The organism is Butyrivibrio sp. INlla14, assembly GCF_900102515.1.
Classification (GTDB): domain Bacteria; phylum Bacillota; class Clostridia; order Lachnospirales; family Lachnospiraceae; genus Butyrivibrio.
On the sequence record NZ_FMVS01000013.1, the window covers coordinates 1 to 23,969 of the forward strand.

Annotated in this window: 20 protein-coding genes; 17 read left to right on the forward strand and 3 right to left on the reverse strand. The window is 41.5% G+C overall.

The genetic code is table 11. The features are described 5' to 3' along the window. The first annotated feature begins 54 nt into the window (after positions 1-54). From BLO53_RS09780 to BLO53_RS09820, 8 genes are all read left to right on the forward strand, one after another. On the forward strand, positions 55-273 hold the full coding sequence (locus BLO53_RS09780; protein ID WP_022755965.1) for a hypothetical protein: 219 nt from the start codon (positions 55-57) through the stop codon (positions 271-273). A 170-nt stretch (positions 274-443) separates the two neighbouring features. Beyond that, positions 444-773, forward strand: coding sequence for a PadR family transcriptional regulator (locus BLO53_RS09785; RefSeq protein ID WP_092060997.1), 330 nt, complete (start codon positions 444-446; stop codon positions 771-773). 2 nt (positions 774-775) lie between these two features. Continuing rightward, positions 776-2,119, forward strand: coding sequence for a permease prefix domain 1-containing protein (locus BLO53_RS09790; RefSeq protein ID WP_176757237.1), 1,344 nt, complete (start codon positions 776-778; stop codon positions 2,117-2,119). A gap of 185 nt (positions 2,120-2,304) precedes the next feature. Then, positions 2,305-2,940, forward strand: a complete 636-nt coding sequence (locus tag BLO53_RS09795) for a helix-turn-helix domain-containing protein (RefSeq protein ID WP_092061001.1) — start codon at positions 2,305-2,307, stop codon at positions 2,938-2,940. Positions 2,941-3,301: 361 nt separating this feature from the next. Next, positions 3,302-3,805 carry an RNA polymerase sigma factor gene (locus BLO53_RS09805; protein ID WP_092061006.1) on the forward strand — a complete coding sequence of 168 codons (504 nt, stop codon included), beginning with the start codon at positions 3,302-3,304 and terminating at the stop codon, positions 3,803-3,805. Continuing rightward, a complete protein-coding gene (locus tag BLO53_RS09810; RefSeq protein WP_092061008.1) occupies positions 3,802-4,578 on the forward strand; it encodes a DUF4179 domain-containing protein in 777 nt (258 codons plus the stop codon). Before BLO53_RS09805 ends, BLO53_RS09810 begins: the two co-directional genes overlap by 4 nt. 169 nt (positions 4,579-4,747) lie before the next feature. Continuing rightward, positions 4,748-5,845, forward strand: coding sequence for a hypothetical protein (locus BLO53_RS09815; protein ID WP_092061010.1), 1,098 nt, complete (start codon positions 4,748-4,750; stop codon positions 5,843-5,845). A gap of 99 nt (positions 5,846-5,944) precedes the next feature. Further along, entirely contained in the window at positions 5,945-6,889 is a 945-nt protein-coding gene (locus BLO53_RS09820) for a phosphatase PAP2 family protein (RefSeq protein ID WP_092061012.1), read from the forward strand. A 147-nt stretch (positions 6,890-7,036) separates the two neighbouring features. Here the strand turns inward: BLO53_RS09820 and BLO53_RS09825 are convergent, their stop codons facing one another. After that, positions 7,037-7,747, reverse strand: a complete 711-nt coding sequence (locus tag BLO53_RS09825) for a Bax inhibitor-1 family protein (RefSeq protein ID WP_092061014.1) — start codon at positions 7,745-7,747, stop codon at positions 7,037-7,039. A gap of 351 nt (positions 7,748-8,098) precedes the next feature. Between BLO53_RS09825 and BLO53_RS09830 the strand changes: the two genes are divergently transcribed. The 7 genes from BLO53_RS09830 (at position 8,099) to BLO53_RS09860 (ending at position 18,718) form a co-directional block, all read left to right on the forward strand. Then, on the forward strand, positions 8,099-10,243 hold the full coding sequence (locus BLO53_RS09830; protein ID WP_176757238.1) for an endo-1,4-beta-xylanase: 2,145 nt from the start codon (positions 8,099-8,101) through the stop codon (positions 10,241-10,243). 208 nt (positions 10,244-10,451) lie between these two features. Further along, positions 10,452-11,870, forward strand: coding sequence for an ABC transporter substrate-binding protein (locus BLO53_RS09835; RefSeq protein ID WP_092061018.1), 1,419 nt, complete (start codon positions 10,452-10,454; stop codon positions 11,868-11,870). A gap of 129 nt (positions 11,871-11,999) precedes the next feature. Beyond that, complete coding sequence (locus BLO53_RS09840) at positions 12,000-12,908, forward strand: carbohydrate ABC transporter permease (protein ID WP_092061020.1); 909 nt, start codon at positions 12,000-12,002, stop codon at positions 12,906-12,908. A 5-nt stretch (positions 12,909-12,913) separates the two neighbouring features. Next, the gene (locus BLO53_RS09845) at positions 12,914-13,741 is read left to right on the forward strand and encodes a carbohydrate ABC transporter permease (protein WP_092061022.1); all 828 of its coding nucleotides are present in this window, start codon (positions 12,914-12,916) and stop codon (positions 13,739-13,741) included. A gap of 136 nt (positions 13,742-13,877) precedes the next feature. Beyond that, a complete protein-coding gene (locus BLO53_RS09850) occupies positions 13,878-15,488 on the forward strand; it encodes an extracellular solute-binding protein (RefSeq protein WP_092061024.1) in 1,611 nt (536 codons plus the stop codon). Beyond that, complete coding sequence (locus BLO53_RS09855; protein ID WP_092061026.1) at positions 15,451-17,286, forward strand: cache domain-containing sensor histidine kinase; 1,836 nt, start codon at positions 15,451-15,453, stop codon at positions 17,284-17,286. Before BLO53_RS09850 ends, BLO53_RS09855 begins: the two co-directional genes overlap by 38 nt. Continuing rightward, complete coding sequence (locus tag BLO53_RS09860) at positions 17,264-18,718, forward strand: response regulator transcription factor (RefSeq protein ID WP_092061028.1); 1,455 nt, start codon at positions 17,264-17,266, stop codon at positions 18,716-18,718. Before BLO53_RS09855 ends, BLO53_RS09860 begins: the two co-directional genes overlap by 23 nt. On the opposite strand, the gene BLO53_RS09865 is transcribed toward BLO53_RS09860, so the two are convergent. Then, entirely contained in the window at positions 18,715-19,263 is a 549-nt protein-coding gene (locus BLO53_RS09865; protein WP_092061030.1) for an ANTAR domain-containing response regulator, read from the reverse strand. The two genes, BLO53_RS09860 and BLO53_RS09865, sit on opposite strands and share 4 nt — an antisense overlap. A 47-nt stretch (positions 19,264-19,310) precedes the next feature. After that, positions 19,311-20,645: a type I glutamate--ammonia ligase gene (glnA, locus tag BLO53_RS09870; protein ID WP_092061032.1), complete on the reverse strand. Its 1,335-nt coding sequence runs from the start codon at positions 20,643-20,645 to the stop codon at positions 19,311-19,313. Between the two features lie 270 nt (positions 20,646-20,915). On the opposite strand from glnA, the gene BLO53_RS09875 reads away from it, so the two are divergent. After that, positions 20,916-22,010: a ribose-phosphate pyrophosphokinase gene (locus BLO53_RS09875; protein WP_092061034.1), complete on the forward strand. Its 1,095-nt coding sequence runs from the start codon at positions 20,916-20,918 to the stop codon at positions 22,008-22,010. A 485-nt stretch (positions 22,011-22,495) separates the two neighbouring features. Next, on the forward strand, positions 22,496-23,962 hold the full coding sequence (gene trpE / locus BLO53_RS09880; protein WP_092061036.1) for an anthranilate synthase component I: 1,467 nt from the start codon (positions 22,496-22,498) through the stop codon (positions 23,960-23,962). Positions 23,963-23,969: the final 7 nt, after the last annotated feature.

Sequence of the window (23,969 nt, forward strand, 5' to 3'; positions counted from 1 at the left end):
AAGATCTAAAGAATGTAATTGTTAAGGCAAATGCAGAGAGGGAGGACTGATATCATGGCAAGAACAAGTTTAGACGATAGAATCAAGAAACAGGAAGAGGCAGTATTTAAGGCAAAAGACAGATATGAAGCAGAGCTTAAAGAACTGGACAAGCTCATAACAAAGCGCAGGGAACTTGAGAGCAAGGAACTGGTGAAGGCTTTCGAGAAGAGTAAAAAGTCACTGAAAGAGATCATAGAATTCATGAATGGGGACGCTGATGAGGAGGATTAAAAATCATCAACCCTGCATTAAGAGATTTTTTGAGGGGATTTACCGGAAGTGACGACGAGAGTTAAAAAGATAGGAAGTTAACAATATACAAAAAAGAATTTGACATATATCGGACATCGATATAGTATATAGATAAGCAATATATCGACAATCTATATAAGGAGGACAAGATGGCTGTAGATAAATCTCTTTTAACAGGAAGTATGACGATGCTGATTCTAAAGCTTTTGTCAGAAAAAGACATGTACGGTTATGAAATGATTGATACACTTAGGAAGAAATCACAGAATGTATTTGAACTCAAGGCAGGGACTCTTTACCCGCTTTTGCATGGACTGGAAGAGAAAGGAATGCTAAAGGTATACGAGCAGGAATACCTAGGGAAGACAAGGAAATATTACAGTATTACAAAAGAGGGGAAAAAACTTCTCAAAAGCAAGACAGAAGAATGGAATGAGTATTCAGGTGCGATAGCAAATGTATTGGCAATGGGGGTATGACAATGGAGGAGTACATTAAGAAGCTACTTGAGCAGGTTCGATTTAAGAAAGCTCATAAGGGGATTGAGGATGAGATCAGGGCACATATTGAAGATCAGATAAGTGACAACATGGCAGCCGGAATGGATAGAGAGTCCGCTGAAAAGGCCGCAGTCGCTGATATGGGAGATCCGGTTGAGGTTGGTATCTCAATGGATAGAGTTCATAAACCTCATTTGGCATGGAGTATGGTTATAGCAGCCCTTGTCGTTGGTATACTTGGCTCTATAATACACATTCTTATAACCAAAGATGCAGTAGCAAGTGGAAAAGAGATTTTTGTAAATGGGAGCGACAATTATATTCTGTATACAATATTTGGCATTATAGCGATGATTCTTTTTTACTTGATTGACTATACTAATATCGCCAAATATTCCAAATTTATAGTAGCAGCATTATTAGTGCAGTTTATGCTAGTAATAAATGATACCTTGATTGTTATTGGACATGAAGGAATATTTGCTTCATCACTTATGCTGTTAATGGTTCCGGCATATGCAGGAATAATCTATAAATATAGGGGCGATGGATTTGGGGCTTTGATAAAATCTCTTCTGTGGATCATTATTCCCTGCGGAATTGTTTTTATTAAGTTTCAGAAGATGCCTGCTGTAGTAATGATAATTAGTATGCTTGTACAGCTTACAATAGCTATTGTTAAGGGCTGGATAAAAGTACCAAAGATTCCTGCTATTGTGTCAATGTGGGCTTTCTTTACAGCTATTCCTGTAGCATGCTTGGCTATTATGTATAGATTTGGTCTTTTGGCGCAATATCAGATGGATAGAATCCGGGTTATGCTGAAAACTGACTCGGAGGCGTATTATACAATAAAAATGGTTCGCGATATTACTAAATCAGCAAGTCAGTCTGGTAAAACATCCTCAGAAATAATTGGAGTGTTGCCCAATCCTGACAGCTATTATATTTTGACTTATATATTGGCAACCTGGGGAGATGCCGTGTTAATAGCTGTGATCACAGTAGTAGCTGCAGTTATAGTAGCAGGGTTTGTAATCTCTTCAAAAGCCAAGAACCAACTGGGAATTGTTATGGGAAGCGGATGCATGATGGCGCTGGCTGTAAATGCTATTGCCAATATGTGTGCTGGATTTGGTGTAACACCATATTTTTCATCCTTCTTTCCATTTATTTCCTCCGGTGGTAGTAATCTCCTAATTTCATATGCTTTTCTTGGGATAGTAATGAGTATATATAAATATAAAGCTGCTTATCCCCAGCATGTGGATATAGATATTCGTGGAAGAATCAGATTAGGGAAAATAGAGATTACGAAGAGCTAAGCAATCAACAAATGGATATTATGGAATCTATTTTGGAGAAGTCTGTGCCTGGGCACTTGCTGATTGCATTTTGATAATTACATATTTTGTGTCTTTGAGTAGTTTTAGAAAATTACAGTGATTGACGTTTTTTGTTCCCGATGATATTATTAATCCGTAATTAACGATTTTTGAAGGGGGCAGATATGACAATAGGACAGAAGATATTCTTCTTACTAGAAGAGCGTCACATGACTCAGAAAGAGTTTTCTCTTAGAACCGGTATCTCAACGACTACTATAAGTGATTGGCGCAAGAAGAATACTAATCCGGGCTCTGATAAAATAATGGCTATATGTGCAGCGCTAGAAGTAACTCCAGAATATCTTTTATCTGGAGTTACAGAAGATAGTAATAGAGGAAGGAATGTTGATTACATGGTTATTCCCAAGGGAACGGATGAAAGAGAATTAATAGAATTGTTCAACTCTATGGACTGGCTGGATAGAGAGCATCTTCTCGAATATGCTCGTCGTACAATAGAAAAGAGAGCAGAATCTGGATATACAGACCAGACTGATAAGAAGTCAATGGTTAAAATTGCAGAATTCTGTGATATTGAGATATTTATGGATTCTGCTTTTGAAGGTAGTCCATCTGTTGATGTTAATTATCTGGATGATAATGTTCAGGGAAGCATTAAACTCAAAGAAGGAACTATAAAAGGTGGCTTTTCTAAATATGTAATTCCCGTTATAGAAGCATGGTACAAGGAACATAAGGCCAGTCTCTTAGAGATGTGGAATAATCATAATATTGAGACAATACCTGCTTGGGAGTGAGTTTTTAATGGCCTGCGTTGTTATAAAGAAACTTTTAGGGTACGAATTATGCGTGTTAGAAAAGGAAGGTACTCTATTTTATTCGGATCCGATTGTGATAATTAGAAAGGATGGCTTTACAGAGATTTACAATTTGCAAAAGCATGCACATGAGACTGGAGACACAATTAGTAAGAAAATTACGAGAAAAACTATTTATGAGTTTATAGAGGAAAATCATGATTTATTCTCGGTATAAAAGCGTAAGAACCGTCAACAGTATGTTGAAGGTTCTTACGTTTTTGTGTCCATTTTCTTTAAGCTGAATCGTATTATTAGTAGAAGGCCTTCTAAAAGAAACAGAAAGTGAGAATATTCACACATGGATGAACAGGAAGTTAGGCGTGTTGTAGATGAATACTCAGATATGATAAAACGAATCAGCTACAACTACCTGCAGCAAACTTATGACAGCGAGGATATATGTCAGACAGTTTTCTTAAAGTATATGACAAGCAGCATTTCTTTTGATAATAGAGAACATGAAAAGGCTTGGATGATACGAACAACGATCAATGCCTGTCATGACTTCAGGAAGAATGCATTTTTCAGGAAAACTGTATCACTGGACGAAGCTTCTGAAAAGGAAGCACAGCAGGTGCAGAACTCTGAAATACTTGAGGAAATTGCCAGATTGCCGGTTAATTATAGGACTGCCATATATCTGTATTACTATGAAGAATACAGCACAGAAGAAATTGCAGATATCATGGGTAAAAGAAAAACGGCAGTTTCCAAGTATCTATCAAGAGGCAGGAAGATTCTAAAGGATACATTGTCAGATGAATATGCCAGTATTTATAAGGTAGGTGAGCAGGCGTTATGAAGAGTGGAAATATAGAAAACTACAAAAAGTCCATGGAGAATATCAAATTTTCTGATTATGAAAAAGAGCATATGATCCGCCAGTTAATGAATGGTGGAAGTGCAAATGGAGGTCGTATGAAGGGAAAACTTGATATTAGAAAGTTAGGAATAGCAGTTGCAGCATGTCTGACACTATTTAGTGTTACTGCATTTGCTGCAGGAGAAGCGGCAGGAATAGTCAGCTGGAATAGGATAGATACCAGGACCAGTAGTTTTGAAGATTTAGCTAAAATTGAGGAAAAAGCTGAGCTTGATATCACAGCTGTTGAAGCCTTTAGTAATGGTTATACATTTGATTGTATGGAGGTTGAGGAAGCAAAGACTCAGGATGAAGATGGCAATGATCTTAGACATTTTAATGGTATTGACATAACCTATGTAAAAGAGGGATGCCCTTGGATAAGCCTCAGTGCTGATCCGGCAGAAATGTATGATGATCCCCACGAAGGAGATACAGCAGTCAGGGATATTGATGGAATTACCGTGTACTATAACTATACAGAGTGTCTAAATCTCCCTGTGGATGAGGAACCTAGTAAGGAAGAGCTTGAAAGAGAAGCAAACGAAAGAAACTTCTCCATTAGCGTTGGAAGCGACGAACGATACACAGATTATTGCAGTTCCGTGACTTTTGAAATAAATGGAATATCGTATTGTCTGCTAGGGTTTGACCTTGATATGACAGAGGATGAGCTCTTTGATATGGCTGAGGAGATAATTACAGCTCCATAACTAGCAGCACTCCTGTCGTGAATGGGAATATGATAGAATATTATAAATGCAATGTATGCGGCAATGTTTTTCCAATTACAAGGGAAAAAGAATAAAACTATTTGAAGTATAAAGACTGTAATTCGCATGGTTTGTGACATTACAGTCTTTTCTATGGAGTGAGTTGATTATGAAAACAAAGGTTGTACTGGGGATTTTACTAGGCACGCTGGCTTTGTCAGCATGTTCTTTTTCGGAAGTAAATGAATCCAATAAGCTTACAGCGGATCAGCCTGCAGAGGATGCGAGCCAGGAAGCGGAAGATGCTGAAACTGCAAGACAGAAGCTCTATGAATATAAACTTCTCTATGCGTTTAAGGATGTGGCGGAAGAAACTTTTCCAGATAAGATACAAAGAGGCCTTAGCTGGGAAGAAAAAGACTGTGCTGATAACACAATTGGTACAGTATCAGTTCCGATACTGGATGAAAACGGTATGCAGGATATGACCAAGTTTTGTGGTGATATCTGCGACTGGATAGAAAGCTCATTAAAAGAGGTTTCATATGAGGAAGCACCCTGGCTGTATCAGGAAATCCTTATTTATATGTATCCTGAGACGGTTACCTTTAATCTTGCACAGTATGTCAGTAATGGCTATGACAGAGAAATCCTCTACGGTGGACTCTATGATTTTGTGGATAAAGAGCTTACCAGACCCAAGAATGTGGAAAACTCTCAGGCAGAAGAGAATTCTGAAGGCCAGGCAGAGGACTTTTCATCTTATAGCCAAGGGAGCTCTTATAAAACTAAAAATGGAATTACCTATGAAATGGTTGCAACTGACAGGGCAGCAGGTAGTAGTTACTATGTCCTGATCTCTTATAAAGAAGGTAGAAACAGTGCAGCCCTGGTAAATAGGGATCCCTTTAATGGAAGTGGTGGAGAAGCTAAGTGGATTACCTTTATTGACGATACAGAGCTTGGCTTTGCCTGCCTTTCATATAATGGTGGAGATGACGCCTTTTTGTACAGGACAGCTGATGGAGGCAGGTCTTTTACCCAGATAAATTTCCCTTCTGCCAGGGTGGCCCTTGCTGATGGATCAATCTACAATCCCTTTGTGATTCCTGAAAAAGTGTGGGCAGAAGATGGTGATCTCTTTATGTTAGTAGGGCAGAGTGCCTGGTCTGGGGATTATTACAGCGAGGAACTAGGCAAACACCCTTCAGGACTATATGTATCTCATGATAATGGAATCAGCTTCGAATATGTAGGAGAGCAATAAACTACTGAATAATTTATAAAAAATTCCCATTTCGGTATTTTTAATTGAGTTATAATCTATATGTTGATAAAAAAGTATACGATGAGAGGGGAATTAAAAATGTTTGATATTCAGTATTTGTTGTGGCTACAGGAAATCAGAAATGCGACAGGGGGAATATTTGATGAATTCTTCAATGGCATTTCGAAAATTGCAGTAGATATTATGCCATTTTTGCCATTTATCATCTTCTGGTGTGTGGACAAGAAATGGGGCTATCGTTTTCTTACAACTCTAGGCGTTGGAGAACTGGTAAATGGAGTTATCAAGCTGACAGTTTGTGCATATCGCCCATGGATAAGGTCTGAACTTATTGAACCTGCGGGAGATTCCAAGGTGGCGGCGACAGGCTATTCTTTTCCTAGTGGACATACTATGAGCGCCACGTGTACTTATGGTACAACCTTTGCCTGGCAGAGGAAAAAGCGCACGTATCTTGCGGTAATCTGCGCAGTAATGATAGCTTTGACAGGTTTTTCCAGGAATTTCCTTGGTGTGCATACTCCACAGGACGTGATTGTGGGCTTTACAGAAGCTGTGATCATAATCTGCATAGTTGGAGCTGTTCAGAAGAAAATAGATGGCAATGATAAAATACTTGATATTCTTTCAATAGTTGGAGTCATTGCAGTCATAGGAGTTTTGATATACATCACCCAGAAGCCATATCCTATGGATTATGTGGATGGCGAACTTTTAGTAAATCCGCAAAAGATGATGAATGACAGCTTTAAGGCTTGTGGCGCTTTTACAGGCTTTTTGGTAGGTAGCTTTATTGAGCGTCATTATATAAAATACGAGATTCCAACAGGTTCAAAAAATCTCCCTGTTCTTGCCTTTGTTGGCTTTTTGATCACCTTTTCATGGAAAGAGTACATTGCACCTGCTACAGTCGGAGCAGCCCTCGGCGGACATTGGGGCAATTTCGTAGCACGTTGTATCCTATGGCTCTTTGTAGTTGCTATATGGCCAATGTTTATCAAGAAAGAGTGCCAAAGAGTTTGAGCATTCAATAAGACTAAAAAATCAGATAATAAAAGAAAAGCCCTTATGATCGGATGATTTCTGTACCGACCACAAGGGCTTTTTCTTTATTGCAGATTTATTATTGAAATATGTCAACTATGCTGACCAGCGGCTCATTGGCTCACATCAGAAATGATTCTTCTTGGATGATGAAGAAGATGATCTGCTTCCAAGAATACGAAGGATTCTGAGGAAGAGATTTATGATATCAAGGTAAATGTCAAGGGCGCTGTCTACAGCATTGTCCACAGTCTTGGGATACTGCTGAGCCTTGTAGTAGTCATACCCGATATACAGGGAAAAGAGTACAGCGCCTGCAAGAGCTGTAAGTGACTGAGAAACCCCAAGGATAAGAAATACTCCTTCTACAATAATAAGTCCGATAAGGCTTCCAAATAATACTCCACCCAGCTTTGAGAAAAACTCAGGCTTTAGGATGCTACAGCAGATCATGATACAAGTAATACCCGCTGTATAAACTATAGCCTGAAGAACAACATAGGAGCTAAGGCCTCCATACCAATATACAGCGGATGTAACTACAAGTCCTACAGGAATAACTACCAGGTTATAGCCCAGGAAACTGATAAGAGGACTGTTACTCTTTGATGAAATCATAGTTCCTGCAAATACGCTGACAAAATATCCAATGTAGAATAATATTGGATTTGTTCTAAGAACAAATTCAGTACAGGTAGAACAAAGTATTATATTGACTAAAAGTCCATAGATAACAACACCGCCAAGATACAGGTTGTACATCTGTGGGGAAACTATCTCATTCTCCATAACCTGTTTATATAGTCTTTCTTGTTTTCTTTCACTTAAACTAAACATAATGAAATCTCCTTGCTATGCACATTTCTATTTCATGGTGCATTTTAATTATCATAAGGCATCTTGTAAGCGATTTTCTCGACGCCTCATTATAGTATTATATTACGAATTGCAAGAGAGTAAATAAACCTCCAAATAGGCAAATTACACACGCACAATAAGTCATGTCGAAAATACATAGCAAAAATTGGTGAACTGTAAAGATCAATAAAGCCGCATTTGAGTAATTTCGGGCAATAAATGCGTAGTGCATCAGAAATTGATTTTGTATCATTAAAATTGCAAAAAATATATTGCACTAAGAGTATTTTTGCTCATATTGACATTACACCGGATAACGAGAGGGCAATCATGAACTTAAAAACCGCCTATGAACCATTTTTCAAGATTGGAGCAGCTATTTCCAGATGGAACCTCCATACAGCCGCTCACATGAAGCTTCTGACAGAGCAGTTTAACAGCTTCACCTGCGAAAACGACATGAAGCCTATGTACTTTCTTGATGTGGAAAAAAATAAAGAGCAGCCGGAAAAATATAACCTGTCACCGGCACTTAACTTCGAAAACGCAATTCCTTACCTTGAGTTTGCCAGGGAAAACGGCATTGCCATGCGCGGTCACACCCTTGTGTGGCACAATCAGACCCCTAAGTGGTTCTTCTGTGAGAACTACAATGAGCTCTTTCCCTATGCAGACAGAGAAACAATTCTAAAAAGGCTTGAAAGCTACATCCACGGCGTTCTTGACTTTGTGCAGACTAATTACCCTGGAATCATCTATGCCTGGGATGTGGTCAACGAGATCGTGGATGAGGGAGCCTTCAGGAAATCTATCTGGACCAAGACAGTTGGAGAGGACTTCTTTATAAAGGCCTTTGAATATGCCAGAAAATATGTGGCTCCTGGAGTAGATCTTTTCTACAACGACTATGAAGCAGCAGAGCCTTGGAAAAGAGATTACATAATAGAGCACGTTTTAAAGCCCCTTATGGAAGAAAAACTTGTAGATGGCATGGGAATGCAGTCTCACCTTCTAATGGACCACCCTGACCTTGAAAACTACAAGACAGCTGTAGAAATGTACGGAGCCCTTGGACTCAAACTCAATATAACAGAGCTTGATATGCACAACGCTGATCCAAGTGATGAGTCTATGCACGCACTGGCCCTTAGATATAAGGAGTTTTTCAAGATCTACCTTGATGCTAAAAAGTCAGGTAAAGCCAACATCACAAGCGTTACCTTCTGGAATCTTAGAGACGAAGACAGCTGGCTTACAGGCTTTAGAAGAGAGACAAGTTATCCGCTCCTGTTCCAGGGAAAATGCCAGGCCAAAGAGGCTTATTATGCGATACTTGAAGTAGCCCTTAAATCTTATGAAGATACTGCCAATGCAGAGAGTAAACAATCAAATACAGATTTTGCAGATATTAAGGAAGAATATAAATGGGAGCCAGACTATTCTGATGAAGACTATCTCCTTAAGGGCATGCCTCAAAATGGCCCTCAGATAAAGAGATTTCGCGAGAATATCTATCAGGATGGAGAGTACAACTACGCTGCAGCCTATGGTTTTACACCAAACGTATTTGCCTACCTTCATGAAGATAGTAAGAAACGCCCATGTATGCTGGTTATTCCAGGCGGCGGATATTGCATGTGCTGCTCCCACGAGGGAGAGTTGCCTGCTATGGAGTTCTTTGGCCGCGGGATGAACGTTTTCGTTCTTAGCTACACAACAGACATCACCATGTCCGTGCCCCTCAAGAAACAGCCACTAGAAGACATTTCAAGAGCTGTGAGATTTATAAGGAAAAACGCGGATAAGTACAACATAGATCCAGAAAAGTTCTTTATCATGGGCTTTTCAGCAGGCGCTCACGTCTGCGGATCTCTTGCAGTGCACTTTGATGATATAAAAGATACAAACCCTGAATACGCCGGAATTTCCAACAGGCCAGATGGCGTGATCCTCTCATATCCTGTTATCACAACAGGAGAGTTTACTCACAAGGACTCAGTAAGGACCCTCCTTGGAGATAACCCTGATGCGGAGGAACTTGAGTACTTCTCATTGGAGAAGCAGGTAAAAGAAAATACGCCTCCATGCTTTTTGTGGCAGACCCAGGAGGACAGTGCAGTTCCAGTAGAGAACAGCTACCTCTTTGCCATGGCACTTAGGAAAAAGAACATTCCATTTGCCCACTACGTATTCCCTGCAGGACACCACGGCCTTACAATAGCCAATAAGACCTTCTTCCAGGGCTGGTCTGGTGGCGATTACACTATGGAACAGGTTATGCGCGCAGCCTTTGCTGTTAAGGAAGGAAAGGGCGTAAATGTATCAGATAAACGAAGAGAAGAGTTGATAGAGCAGTTCTTTTCCGGTAATGAAATGCCAGCATCAGGCATAGACATGAGCCTTAAAGAAGACGTTGGTTACTGGTCAGACCTTGCCTGGGCCTGGATAAAGAGATTATGCGCAGCCTGCAAATAATCCAAGATAACTACTGATTTCAGGAAACACATATTAAAAATAAAAAATATGCACTCAAAAAATGACACCTAAATAAAAAAGGTGTCATTTTTTTACTTTTTTCCCAAATCTATAATTACCTCATAACAAAGAACGTCGGACATGTGCCCTGGTGGCACTGGAAGCATCCGATATACAGTAACCAATGTAATTGGAGGGAGGATTCATTATGGAATTCAAAAGAGTAATGGCTAGCGCGCTTGCTGGCGTAATGGCACTTTCCATGGTGGCATGCGGAAGCGATGGCAGCGCACAGACAGTAGCAGAAACAACAACAGAAACTGCAGAACCTGCAGCAAACACTAATACAGAGTCAGTTGGAACAAGTGGTGAGAAGCTTGTTATCTGGACTCTGGCCAAAGACCTTCAGACCTTCGCAGAGAAGTATGTAGAAGACCATGACGTACAGATTGAGACAGTTGTTATCGAGCCAGCTGACTATGTAACAAAGGTACAGACAGCACTTAACGGTGGACAGACAACACCAGATATCATCGTAGGTGAGCCTCAGATGCTTGAGGACTTCTACGAGGCAGGATATTTTGAAGACCTTAACCAGGCACCATACAACGCTCAGGACTATAAAGACCAGATCGTTGACTATGTATGGGAAGTAGGACAGGATTCAGAGGGAATCCAAAGAGCAATCTCTTATCAGATAACACCTGCAGGAATCTACTACAGAAGAGATATAGCAGAAAAAGTATTCGGCACAGATGATCCAGATGAAATCGGAAAACTCTTTAAGGATTACACAACAATCCTTGATACAGCTCAAAAGCTCAAGGACAGCGGCTATCGTATCTTTGCTTCTGATGCAGAGATTGGATACTTCTCAGGCGATACAGCCTGGGTTGTAGATGACAAGCTCAACCTTGACCAGGCACGTCTTGATTACATGGATCTTGTTGTAAATCTTTATCAGAATGACCTTACAGCTTATGCAAACCAGTGGTCAACACCATGGTATCAGGCTATGGCTGGTGAGGTACCTATCCTTACAGCAGAAGTACAGAGCTATGCAGATGATTCAGTAAACGTTTGGGATGCAGAGGCTTTCGCAGAGGCAACCAAGGACCTTGATACAACAGAAGTTTTTGCGTTTGGACTTCCAAGCTGGGGCGTACTCACACTCCGCGACAATGTTGGTGAAACATCAGGCAAATGGGGAGTATGTTCAGGACCAGCTTACGGTTTTGGAGGGGGCACTTTCATCGGCATTTCAGCAATGTCTGAGCACAAAGACCTGGCTTGGGATTTCCTTAAGTGGGTAACACTTGATGAGAACACAGCTGAGTGGTGGATTGAGAAGTCAGAAGGTGACACAGTATCACTTGTATCTGTTCTTGAGAAGCACAAAGATGATGAGAACGCAGTATATGGCGGACAGCACCTCTATTCATTCTGGCAGGCACAGGCAGCAGGTATCGACTACTCAAAGGTAACACGTTACGACAAGATCATTAACGATGCTTGGGGAGCAGCTTGCACAGCAGTTAAGACTGGAGAGGCTGACAAAGAGACAGCAATCAACGATTTCTACGATGTAATTGAGTCAACATATCCAGAAATTCAGATCGAGAGATAATTCTAAATCTCTATAAATTAAGTCAATAACGGGGCGCTGTACTTTCCTGTGGAGTTAACATTGCCGTGTGATCCGCAAGATGGTGACGGCGCCCCAAATATCCTTAGAAAAACCTTTTCGGGAGGAAATATGAGAGCAGCAATTAAAAAGAAGAAAAACAGGAATAACGCGGCGTATCTGTTCGTACTCCCGTTTGTTATTGTTTTCCTTATCTTTAGTGTTTATCCGGTTTTCAGAACCTTATTCCTAAGTTTTACTACCTATAAGGGCTACGGAGACCCGGAATTTACAGGCCTTGCCAACTATATCAGAGTAGTAAAAGATAAATTCTTCTGGCGGGCACTTTATAATACAGTCAAGATGTGGTCATTAAATATTGTACTGCAGCTGGGACTGGCTTTTCTTTTGACAATTGTATTTAGCGATATCAAGTATAAGGTTCGCGGGCTTGCAATCTTCCGTGCAGTATACTACCTGCCAAACCTGATTGCAGCTACATCAGTGGCATTTTTGTTTAAGACCTTGCTTGACTGGAAATATGGAACCTTTAACCAGCTCCTTCTGGCAACAGGTATAGTTGACCAGCAGATCAACTGGATGGGCCAAAGATCTACAGCTTGGGCTGTAATATCTGTGATCCAGGCATGGATGTGGTTTGGTAACTCCTTTATCATCCTGATGGCGGGAGTTCAGGGAATTCCTAATGACTATTTTGAGGCAGCAGCTATCGACGGCGCTGGCAGATGGAAAGTATTTGGCAGCATTACGCTTCCTCTTTTGCGCCCAATCCTCTTATATGTTGCTGTAACATCACTTATTGGCGGACTTCAGCTCTTTGATCTGCCATTCCTTATGACAGGCCCATCAACTGCAGGTGAACCAGGTGGAACACTTCAGACAGTTGTAATGTACCTTTATAAGTTTGGATTTGAAACTCGTCAGGTGGGCTTTGCATCTGCAATAGCTTACACCCTGTTCTTTATAATTTTGTTTATTTCCATTATGGAATTTAAGTTTATCGGTGGAAAGGAGGATTAAGACCTATGGCTAACAAGATCAAAAAAACTATATTGTACATATTACTGATAGGCCTTGCCCTTACATGCCTTCTTCCTTTTTACCTCATGATCGTCAACGCCACCAGATCTGGTGTTGAAATAACACATTCATTTTCATTCATGCCGGGAAAGAGCCTACACGACAACTGGGTAGTACTTTTTGACTATGTGAATCTTTTCCTTGGATTCTTTAACAGCTTAAAGGTTGCAGTCCCGGCTACTCTCCTTACAGCGTACTTCTCAGCTATTACAGCCTTTGGAATGGCAATGTACGAATGGAAGGGCAACAACCTTTTGTTTAAGATAATCGTGGTATTCATGATGATCCCAGGTCAGCTCTCACTTATAGGTTTCTACAACCTGTGCCAGAAGCTCCACCTCATCGACTCCTATATACCACTTATCATTCCAGCCATGGCATCTCCAGGAATCGTATTCTTCCTGCGCCAGTACGTAAAGGCTACACTTTCAAAGTCACTAATGGAAGCAGCCAGAATTGACGGCGCCTCAGAAATACATATATTCCATAGGATCGTGCTCCCTATCATGGCTCCTGGTATTGCTACAATGTCAATTGGAACATTCATTGGAAACTGGAACTCATACCTGGTTCCACTCATTCTTTTGAATTCACCCAAGAAGATGACGCTTCCGGTTATGATCTCGACTCTTAATGCAGCCACAGATCTTCAGAAGAACCAGGGTGCGATCTATCTTGGAGTAGCAATATCAGTAGTACCTATCATCATCGTATTTTGTTTCTGCTCCAAGTACATTATCAGCAGTATCTCAGCTGGTAGCGTCAAGGAATAAATACGCAATAATACAGAGTTTAACACACTTTTTCTGGCGACCTTTTTCAGGGTCGCCTTTAAGTGTTTTGTGTGCTATTATATTGCAATAAATAAAACGAAGATTCATGAATTTTTATGGGAGCAATAGTTTTTTGATGAAAAAGATATTTAAAAAGAGCATTGCTATCGTAGCGGCACTTTCTCTTGCCATGACTGGATGTGGCATCAGTCATAAGGAGGCTTTTGGTGATACATCTCTTTCCTCTTCGACGCCTGTGACAGACTCAGATAAGGTGACCTTTGACTGGTATATAAACTATTCCTGGTTTAATACCAAGTGGGGCGACAATGCTGTATCTAAGGCTATCACTGACAGAACAGGGGTGGATATAAACTTCATAGCACCGCAGGGCAATGAGGAGGAAAAACTCAATTCTCTTATAGCAGCAGGCACACTTCCAGATCTTATAACTCTTGGCTGGTGGGAACCCCAAGTCAATGAAATGATCCAGGGTGATATGGTCTACGCCCTGAATGAGCTGGCAGATCAGTATGATGCTTATTTTTACGAGGTTTCTGACCCTCAGGCCAGATCCTGGTACACCCAGGCTGACGGCAATATTTACGGATATCCTTGTTCAAGCGTAACTCCTGGAGACGTATCCAATAACGATAACATAGGCTCCAATCAGACCTTCCTTGTAAGAAAGGACATTTACGAAGCAATTGGTAGCCCTGATATGACTACAATTGAAGGCTTTGAGAAAGCAGTCAAAAAAGCTGCTGAGATGTTTCCGGAGGTAGATGGCAAGCCCCTTATACCTATAGGTGCTCATATCTTTGACGATACAGGAAATGTTTCTTTTGACCTATATCTTCAGAATTTCCTGGCTATTCCTTATGAGAAGGATGGCCAGCTTTATGACAGGGACACAGACCCAGAATACATTGAATGGCTTAAGATGTTCAGGCGCCTTGGAGAACAGGGATATCTTTCTACAGATCTTTTCATAGACCAGCGTGTGCAGATGGAGGAAAAGATTGAGGAGGGCAGGTACTTCTGCATGATGTACCAGTACACGGATATGTCTGCGCAGCAAAAGGCCCTCTATGCCAAGAATCCAGACAGCATCTATATTGCTGTGGATGGCCCCAAGAACAAAAATGGCGACGACCACGTGCTTCCAACCAACACAGTAAGCGGCTGGACCATAACCATGGTCAGCAAGAACTGCAAGAATCCTGACAGAGCTATAAAGTTCATAGACTACATGCTCTCAGAGGAAGGCCAGAAGATGGTATACCTTGGGGTGGAAGGCGTAACCTACGATGTGATAGATGGAAAAGAAGTAGTAAAGCCCGAGGTTCAAAAGCTCCTAAATACGGACAGAACAGCTTATGACGCCCTCTACGGAGCTGATGATGCCTACTGGATGTTCCAGGACAATGTAATGCAGCTTAAGTGGAAACAAAAGAGCGATAGCCCCACGCAGCAGCTGGAAGACTGGACATATCCTTATGCCACCTACACCGGCGTCTATGACATAATCCTTCCTGCAGATACAGAGGATGCTTATACAAACGCCAGGATTGAAAAGCTGTGGAGCGATACTCTTCAGAGCCTTCTTCTTGCAAAAAGCGATGAAGAGTTTGACCAGATTCTTGAAAAGTTTATAGCTGACAGGAATGCCTTAGGTTACAAGCAGCTTCAGGAAAAGAGATACCAATATGTCGAAAATGCAAAAGAAAAGCTGGGTCTTAAGTAAGATAAATGACCTAAAACTGAATATCAGACTAACCGGTGTCGTGCTGATCTTTGTCATGTTGCCAATAGCAGTCCTTGGAGGAATCGTCTTTTACAACATGGAACAGTCCTCTGTAAAAGAAAACGTGAACTTCATGCAGGCAACAATGGAAAGGCGCCAGGACTCCATAGCTAACAACATTGATTCAATCAACATGACCACACAGTTCTTTTTATCAAACGATACCATGAACAACGTACTGATCTGTGCTGCAGGAGGCGGCCAGTTCAGCACAAGGCAGTGGATAGATATTTACAGAAATGACGTGGCAGCCTTAGAGAGACTTATAAATAATAACCCTGTTTTAAAGGGAGTAAGATACTATGCAGTCAATGACAACATTCAGGAGATGATGCCGGTTCTCTTTACCCACAGCAGAATGAACAAGCAGAGCTGGGCTCACATGGCTTCAACTGGTGGATGGATATTTGATTATCGGGATAATCTTTTTGCAAACTCTGAGGGAGAGCCTCTGATAGCTCTTATAACACCTATGTCAGATAAGCTTCATGGCAGGATTGGCGTTATTGAAGCAAATATGGCCATGAGAACTATGTTCCCGTCAATGTATGAGGATATTAGCGGCGAGAGCAGCTGCTTTGTTACTGATGAAGGCAGGATCATCTATGGAAGTAATGAAGATGATGGCATTGCAGAGATTGCAATAGAGCTTGCTGATGCAATGAAAGAGCCTGATCAGTCGGGGGAACTTTCAAGGATCACAACCAGCTACAAAAAAGAGCAAAAAAGTGTAGTTTCAGGCATGTATATTCCGGAACTGAAGGGAACACTGGTTTCTGTAAACGACATATCAGACAGCCTCAGCGAAGTCTATAAGCTCAGGACCAATTACATCATAGGTATGCTGATAATACTTGCAGGTATGGCCTTTGTTATAGACGTTGTTGTCAATCATGTCCTTAAAAAATTCTATGAGGTTCTCGCAACCATCAGAAAGGTTCGCGGCGGCGACATGGACGTAAGGACCAGGGAAGATGGCAGAACTGATGAAATGGGTGAACTTGCCCATCAGGTCAACAGGATGCTTGATAATATCCATGACCTCATGAAGGAGAACATAAACAGAGAAGTTCTTGTAAAGGACTCCCAGATAAAGGCCCTGCAGAATCAGATAAATGCCCACTTTATCTATAATGTCCTTGAATCCATCAAGATGATGGCTGAGATAAAAGAGGACTATGACATCTCCGATGCTATAACAAGCCTTGGAAAACTTCTCAGATACAGTATGAAATGGACATCTGAGACAGTGCTGGTATCTGAGGAAATAGAATACATCAAAAACTATATGGCCCTTATCAATCTAAGATTTGATTATGAGATATATCTTTCTCTGAACATGCCAGAGGAGATACTAAGCCAGAGAATTCCCAAGATGTCTCTGCAGCCCATAATTGAAAACGCCATAGTTCACGGAATAGAAGAACTGGCGGACGATACCACAATTTACATGAAGGGCATTCCTGAAGGTGATCTTTGTACTATCGAGATCACAGATAATGGCCGTGGAATGAACGACGAGGAACTTGAGGTTCTAAGGAAAAAGATATCCGGAGAACTGCCAACTGCAGGCGGATCAGGAAACGGAATAGGACTTAAGAACGTTCAGGACAGGATACGAATGGAATATGGCGATGAATATGGAATCGAGGTTGCAGCCATGGAAGGGTGCTACACCAAGGTCTACGTCAAGATTCCTATGAAAAGAGGTTTGAATGCGGACAGTACTTGTAGTTGAGGATGAAAAGTTAATAAGACAGGGAATATCCACCATGATAAAGAGGTGCGGCGTTCCCGTTGAGGAAGTAATAGAGTGTGCCAATGGCTTAAAAGCTATGGAAGTTCTAAGAGAAAAGGATGTGGACGTAATGTTCACTGATATCAGAATGCCCAAGATGAACGGCATTGAGCTTGTAAATGCCATGCAGGAGCTTGAGAAAAAGCCAATTACTATTGCGGTAAGCGGGTATGATGATTTTTCCTATGCAGTAGAGATGATGAGAGGCGGAGTCAGAGAGTACATCCTAAAGCCTGTTGAGAGAGACAAGCTTAAAAACGTTATGGAAAAGCTAGAAGAAGAAATCTCCAAAATGAAGGATGCTCAGAAAAACAATAGAGAGCTCGGCAAAAAGTTCTTGAAATACGTGCTTGAAGATAAGGACGAGAGTCCCGAAACCCTTGAAGCTCTTGGCAAAAACATAAGAGAAGAGGTTGGAGACAGCTACTATATAGTAGTTTCCAGCAGCACAGATGAGATACAAAGGGAACTTTCCGGTAGTTTCATGCTATCTGAGACCAGTGGCTCTGTGATCCATATTTTGGGAAAAGAGAAATATGATCAGCTTATAGAAAAGCTATCCGATGAAGAAAATGGAATTGTATCTACTGCAGGGATCAGTGATTGCTACACTGATGCTGCATACCTGAAAAAGGCCTATCTTCAGGCGATAGACAGAAGGAGCAAAGCCTTTTTTACAGAGACAATTGTCTATGAAACAAAGGAAAATACTAATGTTCCACAAAAGCTTATAGAAAATGGCATAAGACTCTGCGACAAAACTCAAGTCAGTACAAGAGTTCATCTCATAGGCACAGATAAGACAGAGCAGCTTGAAAAAGAGTGGAACGGCTTTTTTATCGCAGCAGGCAGAGAGCAGATTCCTGCAAAAGAATTTGAGGCTGCCTTAGCATTTTTTACAAAGGAGTTTGAAAACGTATACAAGAAAAGCTTCCCTATGGACGCTTCAAAGCCTTATCTATATGGCTCACTTTCTGAGTTTCGGGATGCTTTTTTGGATGCAGTATACAAGGAAAATAGCAGATTTATGGAAAATTCAGGTGACACCCAGACAGAGAAAATGATACAGGCTGTAGATTACATAAAGAAAAACTTCCAGACAGATATAAATATGGCGGTTGTATCTAATTATGTATCTATGAATTATTCGCTCTTTTCCACAGCTTTCAAGAACTATACGGGGCAGAATTTTGTATCCTATGTAAGAGATCTTAGGATTTCTGAGGCTAAAAAGCTCCTTCTTGAGAGCCAGCTAAGAGTTAATGATATAGGTGCAAAAGTTGGTTATGACAACAGCAAGCACTTTATGAAGAATTTCAAGGCAGTTGTAGGAGTATCTCCAACAGAGTTCAGGAGAAACTCGGTACATTAGTAATTCTCAAGAGAGATGATCATCTCAGCAGCTTCCACAAGGTTACAGCCTGACTCCATGGAGCGCTTTTGAAGATACCTGTGGGCCTGTGGCTCTGTCATATGGTGCTTGTCCATCAGAATTTCTTTTGCCTTACCTATAGTTTGTTTATCAGCATCGCTTCTTTCGAGGCGATGCTGTTTTGCTTTTTTGCGGAGCCTGTGTACACCCTCCATCATCATGTTTATGGTGGAGTATAGGCTTTCTCTGGTCACAGGAGTGGGCAGATAAATAAGACGGGAATTATCGTTTCCTACTGGAGCCTTGTCCGGGGAGGCAATCATGAGCATTTGAAAGTACCCGGGAAGGTCAGAGGATAGGTCAGAATAGAGCATGTCACTTAAGCGGTAGCCACAGACTATGACTCCGCTTCCTAGATCCTCCATGGCAGACAGGGCCTGCATTCCGGATGTGACAGCAGTAACGCTCTCAAATCCGCCACGGAGCAATATGCTTTTGAATTTACTGGCATCTTCTGCCTTGGCAAAAGCTACGATAATGTTCACTGATCTGACCTCAAACTCTAAGTGTATTTATGTCTGTTTTAGTATAATCAAAAGTTGTTGAGGTACTTATCTATTTCCCATTTGGTAACGCAGGTTCTGAACTCTTTCCACTCAGCCTTTTTGACCTCCAGGATCTTGTGGTAAACAGATTCACTAAGGATATCTTTTCCAAAGGAGTCAGCTTTAAAGGCAGATATAGCTTCACCCAAGGTCATTGGAAGAATCTCTACACCGCTTTCCTTGGTCTGGTCAAAAGAAATACTTCTTATATTCTCAGAAAGCTCAGCAGGAGGAGTGAGCTTTTTCTCAATTCCTTCTAGGCCTGCGGCAAGGATCAGTGCAATTGCAAGATATGGATTGCAGGTTGCATCAGGGTTTCTGACCTCTACTCTTGTGGCGGCACCCTTTCTTGAAGGAATGCGGATAAGTGCGCTTCTGCCGTTGGATTTTTTGGACCAGGAAATATTTACGGGTGCATCATATCCTGGAACTAGTCTCTTATAGGAATTGACGATAGGATTTGTTATAAGTGTCATGCCCTTGGCGTGGGAGAGAACACCTGCGATAAAGCTTCCTGCTACGTCAGACAGATCACCATTTTTATCAACAAATACATTTTCTCCCTGGCTGTCCTGGGCAAGGAAACTAAGATGCATACCAGATCCGCTGATGCCTTCTACAGGCTTGGGCATAAAGGTTGCATAAAGACCGTGCTTTTTAGCAATAGTCTTGACAGCCATTCGGAAAGTCATGATCATATCTGCAGCCCTAAGAGCATCTTCCTCGTCAAACTGAATCTCATGCTGTGCAGGTGCAATCTCGTGGTGTGATGAGGAAATTGTAAAGCCCATTTCCTCGAGGTTTAATATAATCTCACGGCGAACATTCTCACCCTGATCAAGAGGTGCTACATCAAAATAGCCTGCTCTTTCCTTGGTGGTTGCTGTTGGATTGCCGTTGTCGTCATAGTCAAATAAAAAGAACTCAAGCCTTGGATTAACCTTGAAATTAAGGCCAAGTGCCTTAGCTTTATTAAGAACCTTTTCAAGAATTGTCCTGGGGTCTCCATTAAAGGGCTCCTTGTCTGAGGTATAAACGTTACAGAACATTCTTGCAACTTTACCTGCCTGTGGACGCCAGGGGTAGATCTCAAAGCTGTCAAGATCCGGATAAAGATACATGTCGCTTTCATCATCTCTTGTAAAGCCATCAATTGAAATCCCATCAAACATGCACTCATTATCAAGGGCCTTCTCAAGCTGACTTGATGGAATTGCAATGTTCTTGGGAACGCCGAAGAGATCGCAGAACTGAAGCCTAATAAAGGCCACATCCTCCTCCTCTACAATTCTGAAAATGTCTTCTCTAGTGTACTTGCTCATGATTTCCTCCTAAAGAATTAGTGAAATAAAAAGAGCGCACAAAGCAGAAGGACATAGTATGTCTCTGCTTTGGCGCCCTTGCCATGCTTAAATATATGTTAGGGGTTTTGCCTCAACATGTCAATGAAAATGTATGGAGGAAATGGTACTTGATATTGATGATATATTTGCTGATATTGTAATATTATGGTGTGTATGCAAATTCAGAAATTGCATGCATGGTACAGAGAAAAGCTAGTTATAACTAAAGCTACAAGAGAGGATTAGCCTATGAAAGATGATCTTGCGATAATCGCTCTGGAGTCTTATAGAGATCAGGGAGATAAGATAAACAGCATACTGTGTAAGTGGCGCGGTGCCGAGAATTACATGATTCCTTGCAGTTGTCCCAGGTTTAACAGCGGAGAAGCCAAGGGAATAATTTCAGAATCCATAAGGGATAAAGACCTGTATATTATGGTGGATGTGTGCAACAATTCAATCCGATACAAGATGGATGGGGAAATGAACCGCATGTCTCCCGATGACCACTACCAGGACCTTAAGAGAATAATTGCAGCTTGTAATGGCAAGGCCAAGAGACTTACCGTGATCATGCCTTTTCTCTATGAGTCACGTCAGCACAGAAGAACTACGAGAGAATCTCTTGATTGTGCAATCATGTTAAAAGAGATGGAGTTTCTGGGCGTAGATACAATTGTAACCTTTGATGCGCATGACCCCAGGATGGCAAATGTTCTTCCGCTTAAGGGAATTGAGAATGTATCTCCAGCGCTTCAGTTTACTCAAGGTTTTCTTACTGAATATGAGGATATCATTATAGACAAGGATCATCTTATGTTCATTGCACCTGATGAGGGAGCCACAGAAAGAGTGGTTTTTCTTGCTTCTGTCTATGGTGTCAATATTGGAATGTTCTACAAGAGGCGAGACTACTCCAACATAGTTGATGGTACTAACCCTATTATTGCTCATGACTTCTGCGGTGGAGACCTCCATGGTGTAGATGCAGTGGTTGTGGATGATATGATCGCATCAGGTGGCAGCATTATAGATGTATGCAAGCAGATCAAGGAAAGAGGCGCTAGAAGAGTCTTTATATTCTCTACCTTTGGACTATTCTCAAGTGGCTTTGATAAGCTTGATAAAGCCTACGAAGAGGGACTTTTTGACAGAATCTTTACAACGAATCTGGTTCACCAAAAACCCGAACTTCTGGAAAAAGAATATTACTATAGCATAAACATGAACCGCTATGTAGCAGCAATCATTGACACTCTAAACAAGAACGAGCCAATGCATGGTCTTGTGAAACCAGAAAAAAGAATTAAAGAGATCATTGAGAGCTATAAAGCTGGAAACTGAGCAGTAATGGCAAATTACCTGCCATATATTGTCTACAATAAAATAGTTGACAGTATAATAGCAGATAGTGTAAATTTGTATTTAATTAAATACCACGTTAAACCGATGAAGGAGAGGAGTACCTTTTCATGAGGCCTAAGAGAGAGCCGTGTTGCTGGGAAGCGGTAGGATAGTGATCTGGGAATGGACTCCTGAGGGCGCAGACAAATGGCAGAACTAATTATCAGAGCCAGAGTATCGTGCGACGTAAGGCACACGTCAGTTGCCAGGGATATGATGTATTACTAGCCGGCATATAATGAAATAGTTGGCATTTAGCAAGTGATCCGTATCCTGATAAGAGCATAGGTAAGCCCTATGAATTCAAGGTGGCACCGCGGATTTTATATTTCGTAAATTTCGTCCTTGATGGAAACACAACAGTTTCTATCAAGGATTTATCATTTTCCTTTTCCTTGATAGAACAACCAAAGGAGGAGGTACACATGCATTACTACCCAGATTTTGACACTATCAAAGAGTTTGCAGCAAGCGGAGATTACGACATTGCTCCCGTAAGCTGCGAGCTTCTCTCTGACTTCACAACTCCAATTGAAGTCATCCGCAAGCTAAAAAGAGTATCAACCCATTGCTACATGCTAGAGTCAGCCAAGGCCAACGAGAAATGGGGCAGATATTCATTCCTTGGCTTTGATCCCAAATTAGAGATCACCTGCATAGATGGACAGATGAAGATTGGGAATAAATCTTTTACCACAACAAATCCCTCAAGTCATATAAGAGAAATAATGGCAAGTCACAGAAGCCCCAAGCTTGATAGGCTTCCAACATTTACAGGGGGACTTGTTGGCTATTTTTCCTATGACTACTTAACCTACTCAGAGCCAACAGCCAAGGTCAAGGTCCACGACAACGAAGAGTTCAAGGATGTGGATCTCATGCTCTTTGACAAGGTTATTGCCTTTGATAATGTCAGACAAAAGATAATCCTGATAACCAACGTTGATCTAGGCTATGACCTTGAAGCAAATTATCAGAAAGCCAAGGCAGAGCTTGACTATTTAAGAGACCTTATTACCTACGGAGAAAAAGAGATAGAAAAAAAGGGAGAGCTCCTAAGCCCCATAACGCCTCTGTTTAGCAAGGCCCAGTACGCCAGCATGGTTACAAGCGCCAAAAGACATATCTATGAAGGAGACATCTTCCAGATAGTTTTGTCCAACTACCTTACAGCAGATTTCGAAGGGAGTCTTCTTGACACCTACAGGATGCTTAGAACCATCAACCCATCCCCCTATATGTTCTACTTTGCTGGAACTGATGTGGAGATTGCAGGAGCATCCCCGGAAACCCTTGTAAAGCTTGAAAATGGAGTACTTCACACCTTCCCACTTGCCGGAACCAGAAAAAGAGGCGCAACTGAGGAGGAAGACCTGGCTCTGGAAAAAGAACTACTGGCAGACGAAAAAGAACTGGCTGAGCACAACATGCTGGTAGATCTTGGAAGAAATGACCTTGGAAAAATAAGTGAGTTTGGCACAGTAGAGGTGGAAAAACTCCATAGTGTTGAACGATACTCACATGTTATGCATATAGGATCAACTGTAAGAGGCATCATCAGAAAAGACAAGGATGCCCTTGACGCCATAGAAGCAGTGCTACCTGCAGGAACTCTTTCTGGAGCCCCTAAGATACGTGCCTGTCAGCTTATTGGCGAACTTGAAAACAACAAGCGCGGCGTTTACGGCGGAGCCATAGGCTACATTGATTTTTCAGGAAACATGGATGCCTGCATTGCCATAAGGCTTGTCTATAAGAAAAACAGCAGAGTCTTTGTGAGAAGCGGAGCTGGAATAGTTGCAGATTCTGACCCTGAAAAAGAATATGAGGAAACCATTAACAAAGCCAAGGCTGCCCTAAGGGCTTTGGAGAGCAGCATCGAAGAAATCTAAAAGGCCT

Bases quoted from the DNA above. Each gene is read 5' to 3' on its own strand.
- BLO53_RS09780 (WP_022755965.1), top strand. From the start codon at position 55: ATGGCAAGAACAAGTTTAGACGATAGAATCAAGAAACAGGAAGAGGCA.
- BLO53_RS09785 (WP_092060997.1), top strand. From the start codon at position 444: ATGGCTGTAGATAAATCTCTTTTAACAGGAAGTATGACGATGCTGATT.
- BLO53_RS09790 (WP_176757237.1), top strand. From the start codon at position 776: ATGGAGGAGTACATTAAGAAGCTACTTGAGCAGGTTCGATTTAAGAAA.
- BLO53_RS09795 (WP_092061001.1), top strand. From the start codon at position 2,305: ATGACAATAGGACAGAAGATATTCTTCTTACTAGAAGAGCGTCACATG.
- BLO53_RS09805 (WP_092061006.1), top strand. From the start codon at position 3,302: ATGGATGAACAGGAAGTTAGGCGTGTTGTAGATGAATACTCAGATATG.
- BLO53_RS09810 (WP_092061008.1), top strand. From the start codon at position 3,802: ATGAAGAGTGGAAATATAGAAAACTACAAAAAGTCCATGGAGAATATC.
- BLO53_RS09815 (WP_092061010.1), top strand. From the start codon at position 4,748: ATGAAAACAAAGGTTGTACTGGGGATTTTACTAGGCACGCTGGCTTTG.
- BLO53_RS09820 (WP_092061012.1), top strand. From the start codon at position 5,945: ATGTTTGATATTCAGTATTTGTTGTGGCTACAGGAAATCAGAAATGCG.
- BLO53_RS09825 (WP_092061014.1), bottom strand. From the start codon at position 7,747: ATGTTTAGTTTAAGTGAAAGAAAACAAGAAAGACTATATAAACAGGTT.
- BLO53_RS09830 (WP_176757238.1), top strand. From the start codon at position 8,099: ATGAACTTAAAAACCGCCTATGAACCATTTTTCAAGATTGGAGCAGCT.
- BLO53_RS09835 (WP_092061018.1), top strand. From the start codon at position 10,452: ATGGAATTCAAAAGAGTAATGGCTAGCGCGCTTGCTGGCGTAATGGCA.
- BLO53_RS09840 (WP_092061020.1), top strand. From the start codon at position 12,000: ATGAGAGCAGCAATTAAAAAGAAGAAAAACAGGAATAACGCGGCGTAT.
- BLO53_RS09845 (WP_092061022.1), top strand. From the start codon at position 12,914: ATGGCTAACAAGATCAAAAAAACTATATTGTACATATTACTGATAGGC.
- BLO53_RS09850 (WP_092061024.1), top strand. From the start codon at position 13,878: ATGAAAAAGATATTTAAAAAGAGCATTGCTATCGTAGCGGCACTTTCT.
- BLO53_RS09855 (WP_092061026.1), top strand. From the start codon at position 15,451: ATGTCGAAAATGCAAAAGAAAAGCTGGGTCTTAAGTAAGATAAATGAC.
- BLO53_RS09860 (WP_092061028.1), top strand. From the start codon at position 17,264: ATGCGGACAGTACTTGTAGTTGAGGATGAAAAGTTAATAAGACAGGGA.
- glnA (WP_092061032.1), bottom strand. From the start codon at position 20,645: ATGAGCAAGTACACTAGAGAAGACATTTTCAGAATTGTAGAGGAGGAG.
- BLO53_RS09875 (WP_092061034.1), top strand. From the start codon at position 20,916: ATGAAAGATGATCTTGCGATAATCGCTCTGGAGTCTTATAGAGATCAG.
- trpE (WP_092061036.1), top strand. From the start codon at position 22,496: ATGCATTACTACCCAGATTTTGACACTATCAAAGAGTTTGCAGCAAGC.